This is a genomic window from Roseovarius tolerans, assembly GCF_028885395.1.
Classification (GTDB): Bacteria; Pseudomonadota; Alphaproteobacteria; order Rhodobacterales; family Rhodobacteraceae; genus Roseovarius; species Roseovarius tolerans.
The window spans coordinates 2,973,199-2,987,606 of the sequence record NZ_CP118494.1 but is presented as its reverse complement, the minus strand read 5'-3'; the positions used below and the strand labels follow the sequence as shown (position 1 = coordinate 2,987,606).

Annotated in this window: 18 protein-coding genes; 4 read left to right on the top strand and 14 right to left on the bottom strand. The window is 65.4% G+C overall.

The features are described 5' to 3' along the window. Positions 1–2: 2 nt before the first annotated feature. Genes PVU19_RS14770 through PVU19_RS14755 form a run of 4 tightly spaced genes read right to left on the bottom strand, consistent with a single transcriptional unit; the run spans position 3 to position 4,294 of the window. A complete protein-coding gene (locus PVU19_RS14770) occupies positions 3–1,574 on the bottom strand; it encodes a phage portal protein (RefSeq protein ID WP_050663606.1) in 1,572 nt (523 codons plus the stop codon). Then, complete coding sequence (locus PVU19_RS14765) at positions 1,574–1,783, bottom strand: phage head-tail joining protein (protein WP_050663605.1); 210 nt, start codon at positions 1,781–1,783, stop codon at positions 1,574–1,576. Before PVU19_RS14765 ends, PVU19_RS14770 begins: the two co-directional genes overlap by 1 nt. Continuing rightward, positions 1,783–3,786, bottom strand: coding sequence for a phage terminase large subunit family protein (locus PVU19_RS14760; protein ID WP_200901870.1), 2,004 nt, complete (start codon positions 3,784–3,786; stop codon positions 1,783–1,785). The genes PVU19_RS14765 and PVU19_RS14760 overlap by 1 nt, the downstream gene beginning before the upstream one ends. Next, positions 3,734–4,294 carry a hypothetical protein gene (locus PVU19_RS14755; RefSeq protein WP_050663604.1) on the bottom strand — a complete coding sequence of 187 codons (561 nt, stop codon included), beginning with the start codon at positions 4,292–4,294 and terminating at the stop codon, positions 3,734–3,736. The genes PVU19_RS14760 and PVU19_RS14755 overlap by 53 nt, the downstream gene beginning before the upstream one ends. A gap of 112 nt (positions 4,295–4,406) precedes the next feature. On the opposite strand from PVU19_RS14755, the gene PVU19_RS14750 reads away from it, so the two are divergent. From PVU19_RS14750 to PVU19_RS14735, 4 genes are all read left to right on the top strand, one after another. Next, a complete protein-coding gene (locus PVU19_RS14750) occupies positions 4,407–4,679 on the top strand; it encodes a hypothetical protein (RefSeq protein WP_050663603.1) in 273 nt (90 codons plus the stop codon). A 5-nt stretch (positions 4,680–4,684) separates the two neighbouring features. Then, positions 4,685–4,903, top strand: a complete 219-nt coding sequence (locus tag PVU19_RS14745) for a hypothetical protein (RefSeq protein WP_050663602.1) — start codon at positions 4,685–4,687, stop codon at positions 4,901–4,903. 95 nt (positions 4,904–4,998) lie between these two features. Continuing rightward, positions 4,999–5,589: a DUF3489 domain-containing protein gene (locus PVU19_RS14740; protein ID WP_274789792.1), complete on the top strand. Its 591-nt coding sequence runs from the start codon at positions 4,999–5,001 to the stop codon at positions 5,587–5,589. After that, the gene (locus PVU19_RS14735) at positions 5,589–5,786 is read left to right on the top strand and encodes a hypothetical protein (protein WP_050663600.1); all 198 of its coding nucleotides are present in this window, start codon (positions 5,589–5,591) and stop codon (positions 5,784–5,786) included. Before PVU19_RS14740 ends, PVU19_RS14735 begins: the two co-directional genes overlap by 1 nt. 9 nt (positions 5,787–5,795) lie before the next feature. Here the strand turns inward: PVU19_RS14735 and PVU19_RS14730 are convergent, their stop codons facing one another. The 10 genes from PVU19_RS14730 to PVU19_RS14685 all read right to left on the bottom strand — a co-directional run bounded on the left by PVU19_RS14730 (position 5,796) and on the right by PVU19_RS14685 (position 14,299). Further along, positions 5,796–6,005, bottom strand: coding sequence for a DUF7220 family protein (locus PVU19_RS14730; protein ID WP_050663599.1), 210 nt, complete (start codon positions 6,003–6,005; stop codon positions 5,796–5,798). Further along, positions 6,005–6,997 carry a DNA cytosine methyltransferase gene (locus PVU19_RS14725; protein WP_274789791.1) on the bottom strand — a complete coding sequence of 331 codons (993 nt, stop codon included), beginning with the start codon at positions 6,995–6,997 and terminating at the stop codon, positions 6,005–6,007. The genes PVU19_RS14730 and PVU19_RS14725 overlap by 1 nt, the downstream gene beginning before the upstream one ends. After that, positions 6,997–8,331 (bottom strand): site-specific DNA-methyltransferase, encoded by a 1,335-nt coding sequence (locus PVU19_RS14720; RefSeq protein ID WP_274789790.1) that lies wholly within the window; start codon positions 8,329–8,331, stop codon positions 6,997–6,999. Before PVU19_RS14720 ends, PVU19_RS14725 begins: the two co-directional genes overlap by 1 nt. Before the next feature lie 429 nt (positions 8,332–8,760). Beyond that, positions 8,761–9,207: a DUF6362 family protein gene (locus PVU19_RS14715; RefSeq protein WP_050664305.1), complete on the bottom strand. Its 447-nt coding sequence runs from the start codon at positions 9,205–9,207 to the stop codon at positions 8,761–8,763. Beyond that, a complete protein-coding gene (locus PVU19_RS14710; protein WP_082237998.1) occupies positions 9,200–9,403 on the bottom strand; it encodes a hypothetical protein in 204 nt (67 codons plus the stop codon). The genes PVU19_RS14715 and PVU19_RS14710 overlap by 8 nt, the downstream gene beginning before the upstream one ends. Further along, entirely contained in the window at positions 9,400–9,924 is a 525-nt protein-coding gene (locus PVU19_RS14705; RefSeq protein ID WP_082237995.1) for an HNH endonuclease, read from the bottom strand. The genes PVU19_RS14710 and PVU19_RS14705 overlap by 4 nt, the downstream gene beginning before the upstream one ends. Then, on the bottom strand, positions 9,921–10,508 hold the full coding sequence (locus PVU19_RS14700; protein WP_235575902.1) for a crossover junction endodeoxyribonuclease RuvC: 588 nt from the start codon (positions 10,506–10,508) through the stop codon (positions 9,921–9,923). Before PVU19_RS14700 ends, PVU19_RS14705 begins: the two co-directional genes overlap by 4 nt. Before the next feature lie 36 nt (positions 10,509–10,544). Further along, entirely contained in the window at positions 10,545–11,027 is a 483-nt protein-coding gene (locus PVU19_RS14695) for a hypothetical protein (RefSeq protein ID WP_152911712.1), read from the bottom strand. 132 nt (positions 11,028–11,159) lie between these two features. Next, on the bottom strand, positions 11,160–13,544 hold the full coding sequence (locus PVU19_RS14690; protein WP_082237993.1) for an AAA family ATPase: 2,385 nt from the start codon (positions 13,542–13,544) through the stop codon (positions 11,160–11,162). Further along, on the bottom strand, positions 13,541–14,299 hold the full coding sequence (locus tag PVU19_RS14685) for a hypothetical protein (protein ID WP_050664303.1): 759 nt from the start codon (positions 14,297–14,299) through the stop codon (positions 13,541–13,543). The genes PVU19_RS14690 and PVU19_RS14685 overlap by 4 nt, the downstream gene beginning before the upstream one ends. Between the last annotated feature and the right edge of the window lie 109 nt (positions 14,300–14,408).

Genomic DNA, 14,408 nt, shown 5'->3' with positions numbered 1-14,408 from the left:
TGTCAGTCCTGTTGGTCGGGGTCAGGCTGCGCCACACCCGTTTCGGAGACGTCGGCCGGATCGCTCGCCGGGTCATTGGCTGGGTCGTCGTCGACGAGATCGTTCGCCTGATCGCTTGTTTGGGCGCTGCCGGTCTTGGTGACTCGTCGCGGATCGCTGTCGAGCACCAGTCCGAGCGCATCGAGTTTGGCGTTTGTAGCTGCGATTTCGGCCAGCACGGCGTCCGGATTGCGGCCCTGTTTCGCGATCACCTCGGCCAGCGTCATGGTGCCTGAGCGGATCGACAGCAGGTTCGCCATCGCGTCCTTCTGCGGATCGACGGCCTCGAACTTCGGTGGAGACCATTCGACCGGTACATCCGGCGTCGGGATCTGGCCCGCCGCCCATGCGGCCTCGGTGAACCAGCGCCAGACTGGTGCACAGAACATCGGGATGAATAGCTGCCACTGCACGGCGTCGATCTGGCGGCGGAACTCGACGAGCCCGGCGCGGATCGAGGAATAGTTCACCTGGGACAAATCGCCCGTCAGCAATTCATAGGGCACCCGGAACCCTGCCGAGATCGTGTGCAGGCTCGCCCGCTTGTATTCGCCATAGCCGCCGGTGGCCGACGGCTGGTTGAAACGGATGTCTTTGCCTCCGCGCGCATAGGCGATGAGGCCCGGTTCGAACTGCTCAACCCGGTTGCCGTCGGCATCGACCACCGAAGGCGCGATGCCCTGCTGGGCCTCGTCGTCACCGAAGACGATTGCGGTGACGCAGGCCTCGGTCTTCTTGCGGACCAATTCGGCTACTTCGTAATCGTCGAGATCACGCAAACTGCGGATCACTGGCGCGCCCCAGGGAACGCCCCGGGCCTGCGTGCGCTGCTTTTCATAGATGTGGGCAATCTCGGTTGCCGGGACAGGGCGGCTCTGCAGGCCATTCTGCAATGCGCCGTAGGCGTCACCCGGATGCTCGGCATGGAGCCAGTAGGCCCGACGCTTTCCGACCGGATCGAACTCGATCCCCTGCACCAGGCGTCCCGCGCCGAGCGCGCCGGATTTCGTGGCATCGAGGAAGTCGGCCTCCAACACCTGCAATTGGAGCGGCACCGGCAGACCGTCCGAGGATCGCCGTAGCCTGCGACGCACAAGGACCTCACCTGCTTCGACCATCTCGCGGCAGATCAGGGTCTGCAGTCCATAGAAGTCGAGCTGACCATCGGCATCGGCGGCATCTGACCACCGTGCGAAGAGCGCATCGACTTTGCGGTCCAGCTTGTCATTGCCGCTGGCGGCGCGCGGCATGATGCCCGCACCGACAATGTTGTTCACCAGCACCGCAACGGCCTTGGCCGCGTGCGGATTGTTGCGGACCAGATCTCGCATCCGATCCCGCAAAAGCGCCCCGGCCACGCCAACCTCGGTGTCAGCGGAGGTGCCCGGCGCGCGCCAGCCGTCGGTGCGCCGCCCCTTGGCCGCACCGTCATAGCCACGCGTCAAGGTTTCGAACGCCTGCCTGGCGAGTACGCGCCGTGCCGCAGTGCGCGGGGCCACCGTGGCAATCGCATGGTCAAACCAGTTGGCTGACATCAGCGATCCCCGCGCGAGAAGCTCGCGAGACCAGCGACCGGCAATGGCCGGGTCGTGCCCGCGATGGCGCGCTCGATGGTGCGAATGCGCGCCAGCAGATCCTCTGCAGAGCCGTAATCGATGGATTTGCCGTCATAGCTGACGCGCGTCGTGCCGCTTGCATAGGCCCGCCGCAGCGCCGAAAGCTCGGTTTCCGTCCAATCTGCCATCAAAACCATCCTCCACGCCGTCCAAGCCAGTCAGACCGCCGTTTCCCCTGCGACGCCTGCGCCTGTCGATTGATCTGCCCCGCGGGATCCACCGAGGTATCGGCAACCCCAAGTTGATCCTCGAGGTCGCGCCATTTCTCGTCGGTCCACCGATCCGCGCCCGCGATCCAGGCGGCGGCGCGGGCATAGACCCGGCAGTCGAGCGCCTCGTTACGTTCCCGAAGCTTCTGCCATTCCAGCCGGGCGAAGCCGCGCTTGGTGCGCACGGTGACCAGCTGCTCAGCGACGAACTGCTTCAGCCATTCATTCTCGACCCAATGTGGCAGGTGCACGGTGCCAGGCTGGCTTTGTGCCCCTTCCGCACGTTCCTCGTCGGTCGGCCGTTCGAGCCGCAGGAACCGATAGGTCTCTGCCTTGAATGTCGAAACAGCCACGGTCCAGAGGCGCGCGCCCCGGCGCAGCCGCTTGCCGCCCTCGGTCGCGTCCACATAGGTGGGCCCGGAGACCGGGCTCGCGCGATTGAACCCTTCGACGCCTTTCATGGGGGCCACCTGCGCGAACCCTTGTGCCCGCGACCAGCCATAAACCGCTGGGGCCTCGTAGCCGGTGTCAATGGCGAGCCGCGCGATCTTCAGATGCGCGCCACGTTCATGCGGCCATGTCCGGTTCAACAGCGCCGTCAAGTCGCCCCAGGCCTCATGCCGGTCCGGCCCGCCCTCGATGACGATGTGATCGACGAGCCAGCTTTCCAGCCCTCGGCCCCATGCCCAGATATCGACCTCGATCCGGTCTTTCTGGACGTCGCCGCCTGCCGTCAGGAACAGCCCCCCTGCAGGGACAATTCCCGGCTTCCAGCGTTCGCGCCGATCATAGAGCCGCTGCCAATCGGGCGCTTCGCCGGTTTCGACCCACGTCTCGCCGAGGATCGTGTTGCGGAACGCCTTGATCGCCTCGTCCGACCCTTGGGCCGCGTCCCATGCCCGCACGATCCGCTCCCAACTCAGCCAGCCGATCGGCGAATAGAGTGCCGAGAGGTGATAGCCGACGGTGCCGGGATCTGCCGCCGTGGCAGTCGCGCGCCATTCACCTGCCTCCAGCATTGCTGTCTTGTAGTGCTCTGCGATGGGCTGGTCGCAGCCCGCGCAGTGATATTCAGCCGTCTCCGGGCGGCCCTTCTGCCAGCGCAATCGCTCGAACTTCAGCCATTGGTCATGGCTGCAATGGGGGCACGGCACGAAGAACCGCCGCTGGTCGCTGGCGTCATATTCGCGCTCAATCCTGCTCAGTCCCCGGATTGTCGGGGTCGAGACCAGGAAGACCTTGCGGCGATGGGCGAATGTCAGCGACCGCGCTTCGGCCAGCGTGACGGGATCGCCTTCATCGTCGGCCGATGCTGGATAGGCATCAACCTCATCGAGAAAGATGTAGCGCGCCGGGGTCGAGCGCAGCCCAACGGCCGAGTTCGCCCCGGTCATGATCAGGATGCCGCCCGCGAATTCCTTCGACAGCATGGTGTTGCCCGCGTCGCGCGAGCGCGCCGGTTTCACCCGCTCGCGCAGTTCCGGGCTCTCGTCGATCAGCGGATCGATCCGCTGGCGCGAGTTGCGTTTCGCTAACTCCACCGTCGGCTGGACCGCCAGCATCGGGCCCGGCGCCTGGTGGATCGCAAAGCCGATCCAGTTGTTCCCGGCCTCGGTCGCGCCGACCTGCGCGGCCTTCATGAACACCACCCGCTGCGTGGGATCGCCGGGGCTCAGCCGGTCCATGATCTCGCCCATGTAAGGCGTGCGCACCGTGCGATACTGCCCGGGCTCGGCCGAGGCGCGCGACGACAGCTTGCGGTGCCGGTCGGCCCATTCGGATACCGTCAGGTCCGGGTCGGGCCGCAGCCCTGCGCCCCAGGCACGCAGGATGTCCTGCGCCCCGTCGAAGGCCTGCGCGTCCGCGTCCTCAGCGGAGATCGGGCTGGATCTCGGCGAGGTCGTCGAGCTGGGATCGGACATGTTTCTCCAGAGCCTTCTGCATCGCGGCCGGTTCCACGCCCACATCGGCCGCCATCAGTGCGGCCACCCGGGCGGGCCAGTTGACCCAGACATCGCGCTCCTGCCGCGCCAGCCGGAACACCAGCGCCAGCGCGCGGGCGCGGTCGATCAGCTCGCCTTTCAGCTTTTGCAGCCGGATGCGCCGCTCCTGCGCCTTCAGCACCTCGTTGGCCGTCTTCGCCTGCAGGAAGGTCGTCCCGCCGCCCGTGGCCGGCGCGGCCAGGCCCTGTTCCTTGAGGGTATCGCCCACCGCCGAAACAGCCGCCTCCGGTACGGGCTTGCGCTTCGGCGCGGGCGGCTTGCGGGTTTTCGACGGGTCCGTGCTCTCGGCCCGGCGCGCGTCGCTGGCGTCGGGATCGATGCTCCCATCGGCGTGCAGCACCAGGCGGCCGGCGGCCTTCGCCTTCTGGATCGCCCCGCGCGAGAGGCCGACGCGGGCGGCGTATTGGCGCTCGCTCAGACCCTCCATGCCGCGCTCCGATTATCATTCGAAATCATGTGCTTATTGAGTTGATAAGCCTCTGCGCCGGAGCGAACCTGGATCCAGAAGGACGATGCAACTCAGCACACGGAGCCACCGGATGACCACGCGCCTGAACCCAATCACCACGCCCCGCCACCAGCTCCGCGCCGAGAAGGCGCGCCGCAACAAAGAAGCCGCGCTGAACGCCTTCATCGGCAAGAAAGCCGAGATCGACGAGATGCTCGCCCGGCTACAGGCGCTGAGCGACGACCATTTCAACTGCCACCCCGACGAGGTGGGCTGGGCGATGGTCGGCACCCTTGACCACTACGCCAGCCTCCTCAAGCGCATCACCGACAGCGCCTTCGGCGAGGGCGAGCACGCGGAGTAAGCACCATGGAAACCAGCACCATCCGCATCGCCATCCGCGGCCTGAACGAGCCTTGGGATGCCAGCCGCATCCCCGCCGTTCTCGAGGAGATCGGGGACGCCCTCCGCGAGGAAGCGGACATTTCGGCCCGCCTTACCGCCGACAGCATGACCATCGCCATCGACGTGGCGACGGATCGGCTGCCCGACGCCGCCACGCTCCTGCGAGACCTCGGGCTGATCTGACCTCCGGCCCCGCCGGAACTCCTGCCGCGCCAAGGCGCGGCTCGGGGTCGTAGGAGGGTCGCGACGGTCGCGGCCCCGACCAAGGAGACGACCCCATGACCAAGCTTTCCGATACCCAGCTCGTGATCCTCAGCGCCGCCGCGCAGCGCGAGGACCGCAACGTCCTGCCGCTTCCCGGCTCGCTCCGCGGCGGCGCGGCCGCCAAGGTGGTCGGCGCGCTCCTCTCCCGCGGGCTGATCGCCGAGACCACGACCGACAGCCGGACCAAGGCCGATGCCGCCCTCAACCGCATCTGGCGCAACGACACGGACGGCCGCGCCATCCTCCTGCACATCGCAGATGCGGGCCTCGCCGCCATCGGGATCGAGCCGGAAGGCGGCGACAGAGCGAACACGGGCGCCGACGCGGCGCCGAGCGCGGAGGCCCCGAAGGACGCTCCCGCCGAGGGCGACCCCGCGGCCAAGGCGCGCACACCGCGCGCGGGCACGAAGCAGGCGAAGCTGATCGAGATGCTCCGCGCCGAGGGCGGAGCCACCATCGCCGAGATCGTGGCGGCACTCGACTGGCAGGCTCACACCGCTAGGGGCGCCATGTCCGGCGCACTGAAAAAGAAGCTCGGCCTGACCATCACCTCGGAGAAGGTCGAGGGTCGTGGGCGCTGCTATCGCATTCAGGACGCGGACTGATGCCGCGCTTCAGGGTCAAGATCACCCGCGACGTCACCGAAAGCACCTTCGTGTCCGTCGAAGCACTATCCCCTGAGGCGGCGCAAGTCGCCGCCTTCAAGGTTCTGGCCGACATGGAAAACGCCGTCTGGACCCTCGATGAAGGTTCGTGGAATGCGGGCGGTGCATACGTCTCGGAAGTCGCCTCCGAAGAGTGACGCGCGGCGTCACCGCCAAAATTCGAACAGCCGGCGCAGAAGATAGCCGCGCGCCAGCGAGACGCCGACGAAGGCGAGGCCGATGGTCATGTGCTCGGCGAGACCGGTCTCGATCCCGAACAATGGGAACACGACGATCTGCGTGGCGATGGCCAGCACGTAGCCGACGACGACGTTCGTCGCGGCCTCGACCATCGACATGATCCGGCTCTGCTTCATCACAGCCCCTCCGGCAGGCTCTCCAGAAACGCCGTCACGAACTCCGCCGCGAGCGGCGGCACGATCGCATTGCCGTAGCCCCGCAGCAGCCCCATGCGACCGGATATCCTATCAACCAGCGGGAATGTTCCGGGCTCAACGGGCCGCCAGCGGCCATCGCGGCAGAGGAGCCAGTCCGGATCTCGCCAGACGCCGTCCGTCGCATCGGCGCCGGTGGGGTCGTCACCTTCGACCAGTCGACCAGCTTTACCGTCCTGCGGCTCGCATCCGTGTTGCCCGCCGCGTTGTACGCTGCCGTCGCGGGCGAGCCCGCCATCGCCGTCGGCCAGCCCGCCAGCCAGACCTGCCGGCCGAGTAGCGCGTTGATCGGCACCGCCCGGCATTCCGATCCGTCCTTGTGATCCCGCGCTGAGGCCGTTGCCCAGCCCGCCCGGCTCCAGGGCGGCGGCGCCGAAGAACAGCCGCTGGCGGATGTGCGGAGCGCCGATGCCCGCAGCCGGCAGATCGGCCGCCGCGACGGTGTAAGATGCCGCTTCCAGGTCAGAAGCCAGAGCGTCGAACCACGCCCAGCCAGCCGGGCCCTCAGCCGCTGTGCGAGTCGCGCTGCCAACTGGTCCGAGCACTGCCGCGCTCGCGACCTGCTCGCCGAAGACGAACTCCGGGCGGCAGGCTGCGACGAGCCGCAGGAAGGCCGGGGCGAGATGGCGGTCATCGTCCTGTCCCTTGCGCTGCCCGGCCTGGCTGAATGGCTGGCAGGGCGGCGAGCCGGTCCAGACGGACAGATTCTCGGCTATGCCGGCGAGGCGTAGTGCGTAGGGCCAGCCGCCGATTCCGGCGAAGAAATGACACTGCGCGAAGCCGCGCAGGTCGGTGGGCTCCACTTCGAGGATGGACCGCTCGTCCACGTCGCCATCCGGCAGCAGCCCGGCCGCGATCAATTCCCGCAGCCATGCGCAGGCCAAGGGGTCGGCATCGTTGTAGTAGACGGCCATCAGGCAGCGGCATCGGCGCCTGCTGCCGTGGTCTCGCCCAGCCGCTCGGCTTTCACCTGCGCGAAGGTCCGACCGTCGCCATCGAGGATCGCGTCCCTGCCGGTCTCGGCCTGCCAGCGCTCTACGGCGACATCGACGTAAGCCGGGCTGATCTCCATTGCGAAGACGCGCCGGCCGTTGGCCTCACCCGCCATGATCTGCGAGCCCGAGCCAGCGAACGGCTCGTAGCAGAGCCCTCCACGGGCGACGTGCTGGCGCATCGGGATCCCGAAAGCGTCGAGCGGTTTCGGCGTCGGGTGGTCGGGCCGGTCGTCCTTGGCGAAGGACGGCATCTCCCAAGTCGAGGGCAACGTCTGCTCGGCAACCTTCGGCGGGCGGTTCGGTCGGCGCCAGCCCATGAAGCAGGGCTCGTGCTTCCAGAGGTAATGCGACCGGGTGAGAACCCCGCGGTCCTTCACCCAGATGATCTGCTGGTGGACGAAGGCGCCGGCTTTCTCCCAGCAGGCCTCCAGCATCGCCTGCCGGCGCGAGGCGTGCCAGCAGTACCAGGCGGCGTCCTCGGTGATCGCCTCGGCGACGGCGGCCGCTATGAACCCGTCGTAGAGTTCGGCCCCTTGGCTGCTGTCGTCCCAAGTGACGCCGTAGGACTGGCTCCAGTCCTTGTTCCGCGTCGGGTGGTTCGATCCGTCGTAGTCGACGAGATACGGAGGGTCGGTCGCAAACAGCACCGCGCGCTCGCCGTTCATCAGACGGCGGACATCTTCGTGGTTCGTGCTGTCCCCGCAGAGCAGCCGATGATCGCCGAGGATCCACAGGTCGCCTGTCCGCGAGGCCGGATTGCGCGGTGGCTCGGGGATGGTCAGCGGAGGCACGGAGCCCCCGGCGCTACCTTCTTCTCCGCCGCCCACGTCCGTATCGAAGGCCAGCAGCTTGTCGAGTTCGCCGTCGGAAAAGCCGACCAGCGACAGGTCGTAGTCGTCGGCCAGCAGCTCGTTCAGTTCCGCCGACAGCAGCGCCTCGTCCCATGTTCCGAGTTCGGTCAATTTATTGTCGGCCAAACGATAGGCCCGGCGCTGCGCCTCGGTCAGGTGCCCGAGCACGATCACCGGCGCCTCGGTCAGCCCAAGTTGCGTCGCGGCCAGCACCCGCCCGTGGCCGGCGATCAGCTCGCCGTCCTCGCCCACGAGGCACGGCACGGTCCAGCCGAACTCGGCCATGCTGGCAGCGAGCTTCGCGACCTGGTCGGGCCCGTGCTGCTTCGCGTTCTTCGCGTAAGGCTGCAGGCGCGCAAGCGGCCAGTGCTCGATCCGCTCCGGGGCGAAGCTCAGCGTCATGCGTATTCCTGTCTATGGCATTGGGGCCGAAGGGATTGGACTCCCCCACGGGTGGACTCCGCGGTGGGGGCCACCGGCTTCCGGCTGGACTCCGAAGTCCGCGGGGTATCCACCCCGCGCGGCCGGTCAGGTCTTTGAAATCACGAAGCTTTCAGGGTGTCGTAGCTGGATGCTGGACACCGGTGGCTTCCCAAAAAATCGGCCCTGTCGCTGGCGACATTTTGCGCTTCGCCCGCCAGCATACGAAAGTCGCCCAGAAGGAACCAAGAATTCAATGGGTTAGGCGATTGGACCCCGGCTGGACCCTTCGGTGGACCCCGGAAGCCAGCTGCGAGGCTTCTGCCTGCGCGCTCCTCTCCCGAGCATATCCCTTTTTTAACCCCCTAGACGAAATGTGTAAGGCCCTGCGATGTACACCGGAAAATTTCCTCACATGACGATTGTTCTTGACAGGCTGTTTGCGTTTTCGATCACGAACCGCTGCGAACGTCGCGCCGGAGGCAGGCGGCCATGCAGCCGCCAGGTGATCACCGCTAGCCCGAACTGCCAGCGTTTGGTCGCCGCTGTCCGGCTCAGCCCCATCTCCCAGCAGATCGGTTTCCACGGCGTGCGTTCGGCGCGCAGCCAGACGATCCGGGCATCATCCCGTTCCAGCCAGCGCAGCCAGAGCAACGCTTCCTCGGCTTCGGTGATCTGGCGCGGGCCCGGCCGGGGGCGACGCATCTGCGGCTCTTGACCGACCTTGTCCGCGAAGCTGTGGAAATACTCGGGCCACGCGTTGACAAAACCCTGCGGCATGACGCCGGGCAAGGTGCGGAAGACGTCGGCGGCGCTCTCCAGCCGATCCTCCACCCGTGTGGTTGTCCAATCACCCATGGCGCATCTCCCGTTCCCGTTTGCCGTAAAGACGCTCGCCAAGTTGGCGCACGAGTTCGCGTTCGGGCCAGGTCAGACGGTCATCGTCGACCGCGACAGCCAGCAGCCCCTGTTCCTTCCAGCCGTCCCGTTTGACTTCATCGGGCTGGCGGCGATGGCCGCCATAGCCCTTGGGCGTGAAGCGCATGCCGGTCATTGGAAATGCCCCCAACGCTTGCCGTTGATAATGTCATCGACCGTTTGCCGAGAGACGCCGAAACCGGTGGCAGCATCCTGTCTGGGAATGCCCAAGACATGCATCTTGCGGATCGCGAGCACGCAGACTTCGTCGAGCTTGGACTGGCCATTCCTTGAACCACGATTGTGCGTTCCATGTAGGACTGTGTCCGCCATGTTCTCGCGTTGCGTTGCCCAACGCAGGTTCCAAGGTTGGTTGCCGTCACGACTGCCGTCGCAATGGGCAACCACGTGACGTTTCGTAGGTGGTTGTCCGAGAAATGCTCTTGCGACAAGTCGATGAACTGGAATGCTTTTCTTTCGATTATTCCGCCAAAGCTGAACGTAGAGATACTGGTTCTGCGAGTTTGTCCATGGCTTGAGCGGGCGACCAGCGCGCGTGCCCTTTCCTGCTAGCGCCCGCCGAACATGACCATCCTCGGAGATTTCATATTCCGGCCAATCTGGAATTGTGCGCCATTCTGCGTTGAAATCCATCATGCCAATCCTCCATTCGTTTCAATCGCCCAGAACAGGATGGCGATGGCGTCAGCCTCATTGTCGTCGGCAGGGCTGAAACCTCGGGCGCGCGCCGCGTCAATCATCGCCTGTTTCGGCGCATTGCCCTTTCCAGTTGCGTGTTTCTTGATGGTGCCGACGGGGACGCCCTGATACGGGATGCCCCGCAATTCAGCCCAACTGGTCAAACTGGCCATGAGGCCGCCAAAGACATGGGCCGCGTCCGTGCCCGCGTGGCGGCGGACTTCCTCGAACCAGATGGCAGCGATGGGTCCGGACAGCCGCTCCAACTCGCCCAGCCAGTTCGTGAACCGCAGGTATCGCATTCCACCGCCGTCGAACCGGCCGTTGCGGAAGGATGCGGTGCCGCTGGTGATCAGCCCGTCGGCACCATGCAGGGCCCAGCCAGTGGTCGTGCCGAGATCGAGAGCGAGCAAGGTGCGGTCGGCGCGTAAGGCAGGCGGCAGATCGGGGATTGCCTCATGCGTCCTGGTGGTCAGAGTCGCTTCAGCCATCGTGGTCTCCTTTTCGGGTTGGCTGCGGGGGTGGAAGACGACGGCGGTCATGTGCTTGGCGGTACGGGCCACCGTCGTCGGATGAATTCAGGATTTCTTCCGCCTGCCGTGCTTGCTGAGGTGCTTGGCAACTCGCTTGCGACCGGCCCCAGCCACCGCCTTGCCGGGCGCGCGGTGATCAAGGCAGCGACGATTCAGCGTTCCCGATCGCAGACCGCTCCAGCATTGGAATGGCCTGCCGCATTGCGCGCAGTGGCTTTCCCAAAGGATGATCGGGACGATTTGCCCGTCGCGGCGTTTGTGCAGGTCGGAGCCAACCGCGATATAGCGCTGACCCTCATGCATCAGTACGGTTCCCGGCAACGGCAGCACGCGGAAATTGATCTTGTGAACGACGCGCGCAGACTGGCCACCAGTGGAGCGCTTGCCTTGATCGACAACAGCATCGGGCAAACCAGTCGCGCGGATACTATCGTCGTATGAGGGGGCGGGACGACGTCCGCCCCCCTCATACTTAGTATAGGGGTTGCCACTCTTCCTCATGCCGGTAGCGCAAGTATCTGTTTTCATATCGTTTTCTCCTGTTTTTGATGACAGAGGGGCATGACAGAGACCTTTGTCATCGTCATCGGTAAGCTGTTGATTTCATTTACTTCATGACAGAGGCATGAGGATGACAAAGGCCTCTGTCATATGACAAAGTCACTCATCGCCCCCTTCCGGATAGATCCAGACAGCGGGGTTCTCGACATCTCTGGCGCGGCCGGAATGGGGGCACTTGTAATGGCTCGGCTGGACTGAAATGCCCTCTCCGAGCACCTCGCCGGTGGCGGGATCAATGATCGGATCCTGACCGAAACGCATGCCTTCCACGCACAGGTAGCCGAAGTGGGACCGGGTCGCCGCGAAGCCTTGTTCGGAGAGGTCACGACGGAACTTCACAAATCCCTTGGTTGCCAGAACGCCGAGGCGCTCGCGGATGGTGAACTGACTTCCAAGACCATGCTGGTTCTCGAAGGCCTCACCCAATTGCGTCGAGGTGTAGAGCCGCCCCTCCGAGGCTTCATCGAGCAGAATTGCCAGGATCACATCGTGCTTCCGGGCGCGCTCCGCATCATGCTTGGCTCCCACCTCCTGACGCACCAGACGCTCGTTCATCGGGTTGATCTCGACCCATTGGCCGCCGACCTTGTCGATCACCTTGGGCGGCAGCGCGGGACCGTTCCTGAGCTCAATCTCCAGCTTGCGCTGCGAGCAATCCTCGTCGGGCCGATGCAGGATCAGACCGGAGGTATAAAACCCACGCAGTGCGCTGGCGCCGGAGAGCGCGAGAAAGGGATCGTCCTTTACCTGCTGCTTGCTAAGCTTCTTCGTGTGGTGGATCAGGATCACGCCGCAGTCGGGGTCGATATGGTCGCGCAGGACCTCCACCCGTTCCTTCAGGAAGAACATCATGGCGGTGTTGTCGTTCTCGCCGCCGCCGTCCGGCCCACCGTCAAACAGGTTCCGGATCGGGTCGACGCAGATGATGTCCACTGGCGCATCGGGGAAGGCCGTCCGCACGGCGCGGGCCACCCGCACGCTGCCCTCGTTGTCGAGCAGCATCTTCAGTTTTGGGGTGGCCACGAAAGTATTGCGCGCGGCGGCCATTACCTCTGGTGGCAGGGCGATCTGCTTCAGCCGCTCGCGCAGGTAGTGATACTGGATCTCGGCCTGCAGATAGAAAATCCGCAGCGGCCGTGGCGGGGTGAACCCGAGGAACGGCACGCCTGCTGCCATGTGGACGAGCCAGGAGATCAGAAGGTCGCTCTTGCCCACCTTGGGCGCGCCACCCAGCACCAAGAGCCCGCCCGGTGTCAGAACGCGCGGTGCGATGATGTCCTCCGGCATCGGACTCTGGTCGTCCAGCAACGCGCCCAGAGTGAACGCGGGCATTTCAACCGGTCCCGGTGCACCGGAATCGAGCCGGATCAGGGGCGGTCCGTATTTCTCGACATGGCGCTCCCAGAGCCGCTCGGACTCCCGCTTGAGCCGTTCCACGGGCCATTGCGGCCGCAACATCGCGGCGTTGTAGCCGCAGATGCCTTCCCAGCCTTCGTCTTTTGTCATCCGGCCCTCGTGGACCATGCGGATGAAATACCCGATCGCAGCCGACGCACCCTCGAAGCGGGACCAATCGTCCTGCGCCCCCTCGCGCACCGGGGTCACCAGCACATCGTCCATGGCCGGTTTGTCGGGATGCGTGAACTCGGGCTGCAGCGACACCCCAGGCGCGGGCGGCATGTCTGTGACCGCTTCGATGAACTCGGCCAAGTCACGCTCGCGGTCGGCGTTCAGCTCGACGATCCGCACCTGCGTCTTGAGGCTGTTCTTGTAGTAGACGCTGCCTGCCACCCGGATCGGCTGGTGGGCGGAGCGGAAATGCATGTCACCGCCGACCTTGGCCGCGATATCCCCGCGCATTCGGCAGACACGGGCGATGTCGTCGCCCTCGGCGGGCTCGGTCAGCGCCCACCAGATGTGCGCTTTCCGCTGGCCCTCTGGTGTCACGCCGCCGCTCTCCACCACCATGGTCGGTGCGCCGAGATGGCGTTCCAGATGGGCGCGCTTGGCAGCGATATCGCCGGTATCGAGATCGACGACCACGGTCTGCATCTGGAGGATCTCGGCGGCCTTGGCCTGACCGGGCGCGGCCACTGTGCCGGGGATCACGTAGACCGCGGCCCCCTCGCGGGAGGCCCATGTGGCGAAAGTCGCCATCTTTTCAGGCGCGGCCTGATCTGCCTCCAGCCAGATGTTGTGCGGGCGGCCATCGATGCCCTGACCCTTGTCGATGAAACTGCGGACCGGGATCAGCCCGTCACAATAGCCGAAGACGACCTGCATGAACTGGGTGATCTGCTCGAGATCAGGCTCATCGCCGAATGGGTCGGTTTGCGGGGCCGCGTCGTTGAAATCCCGCCAAGGATTGAAATGCACAATGTTTTCCTTGGGTGCATCAGGCGTCATGGGTGCATCGGGCGTCGTGTCATCGCGCATGGTCAGGTCCTGCTCGGGGTTGGATGGGTCGGTGTGCTCATCGGTCATGTGGCCAGCCCCCAGCACCGCTCGGCATGGGCACAGAACCGGCATTCGAAGAAATCACGATTGGCAGCGATGCGGGGCAGCAACTCACCCGCGTCGGTGGCCTGCAGGATCCGCACGGCGCGGTCGGACATGCGCTGCGCCAGGTCGGCATCAAACGGCACGAGCTCATGGTGCAGCTCGGCCGTGTCCTTGTTGATCGCCGTGAACAGCGCCGGTGCCGCCGAAATCCCTGGCACCGAGGACTCCATGTAGGCCTGATAGATCGCGATCTGGGCGGCATAGACGGGCTTGGAGACTGTCACCCCGTCCTTGACGCAGGCCCGCCAGTTCTTGGCGTTCATCGTCTTGCACTCCCAGAGCGCGGGAACACGCATGCCAAGCGCCGCCGGGGCTGAGGCAATGATCCCGTCGACATGGCCCCGGATGCGACCGCCTGCGACCGAGAAACCGAACTGGCCGCCATCGCGTTTTTGGGTGACCAGATCGATCCCGCCCGCGCGCAGCCAGCGGATCGCCAGATCCTCGAGTTGATGACCAATCGCGAAGATCCGGAGCGTCTGCCCGCTGAAATCGGCACCCTCATCCTTCGGCGCACCGGCAAACTCGAATTGCAGCGCGCGTTCGCAGGCGTGTCCCAGACGGGACGCGCCGAGATAGGTCCGGGGCGGCGTGGCCTCGCGCTCGGCGATGAGGGCTGCGTCGACCAGCGCGTTGATCCGGTCCGCCGTCGAACGACGTCTATTGTAATCAAGCAAGAGGACTCTCCCGGTAAGAGCGGTGAACGTGTCCATGACAAGTCGTGCACAGCCACTTCACCTCGAGCGGTTTGCGGTAATCATGGTGATGGGCTTCAAGTTCGGTCAC

Bases quoted from the DNA above. Each gene is read 5' to 3' on its own strand.
- PVU19_RS14770 (WP_050663606.1), bottom strand. From the start codon at position 1,574: ATGTCAGCCAACTGGTTTGACCATGCGATTGCCACGGTGGCCCCGCGC.
- PVU19_RS14765 (WP_050663605.1), bottom strand. From the start codon at position 1,783: ATGGCAGATTGGACGGAAACCGAGCTTTCGGCGCTGCGGCGGGCCTAT.
- PVU19_RS14760 (WP_200901870.1), bottom strand. From the start codon at position 3,786: ATGTCCGATCCCAGCTCGACGACCTCGCCGAGATCCAGCCCGATCTCC.
- PVU19_RS14755 (WP_050663604.1), bottom strand. From the start codon at position 4,294: ATGGAGGGTCTGAGCGAGCGCCAATACGCCGCCCGCGTCGGCCTCTCG.
- PVU19_RS14750 (WP_050663603.1), top strand. From the start codon at position 4,407: ATGACCACGCGCCTGAACCCAATCACCACGCCCCGCCACCAGCTCCGC.
- PVU19_RS14745 (WP_050663602.1), top strand. From the start codon at position 4,685: ATGGAAACCAGCACCATCCGCATCGCCATCCGCGGCCTGAACGAGCCT.
- PVU19_RS14740 (WP_274789792.1), top strand. From the start codon at position 4,999: ATGACCAAGCTTTCCGATACCCAGCTCGTGATCCTCAGCGCCGCCGCG.
- PVU19_RS14735 (WP_050663600.1), top strand. From the start codon at position 5,589: ATGCCGCGCTTCAGGGTCAAGATCACCCGCGACGTCACCGAAAGCACC.
- PVU19_RS14730 (WP_050663599.1), bottom strand. From the start codon at position 6,005: ATGAAGCAGAGCCGGATCATGTCGATGGTCGAGGCCGCGACGAACGTC.
- PVU19_RS14725 (WP_274789791.1), bottom strand. From the start codon at position 6,997: ATGGCCGTCTACTACAACGATGCCGACCCCTTGGCCTGCGCATGGCTG.
- PVU19_RS14720 (WP_274789790.1), bottom strand. From the start codon at position 8,331: ATGACGCTGAGCTTCGCCCCGGAGCGGATCGAGCACTGGCCGCTTGCG.
- PVU19_RS14715 (WP_050664305.1), bottom strand. From the start codon at position 9,207: ATGGGTGATTGGACAACCACACGGGTGGAGGATCGGCTGGAGAGCGCC.
- PVU19_RS14710 (WP_082237998.1), bottom strand. From the start codon at position 9,403: ATGACCGGCATGCGCTTCACGCCCAAGGGCTATGGCGGCCATCGCCGC.
- PVU19_RS14705 (WP_082237995.1), bottom strand. From the start codon at position 9,924: ATGATGGATTTCAACGCAGAATGGCGCACAATTCCAGATTGGCCGGAA.
- PVU19_RS14700 (WP_235575902.1), bottom strand. From the start codon at position 10,508: ATGACCGCCGTCGTCTTCCACCCCCGCAGCCAACCCGAAAAGGAGACC.
- PVU19_RS14695 (WP_152911712.1), bottom strand. From the start codon at position 11,027: ATGAAAACAGATACTTGCGCTACCGGCATGAGGAAGAGTGGCAACCCC.
- PVU19_RS14690 (WP_082237993.1), bottom strand. From the start codon at position 13,544: ATGACCGATGAGCACACCGACCCATCCAACCCCGAGCAGGACCTGACC.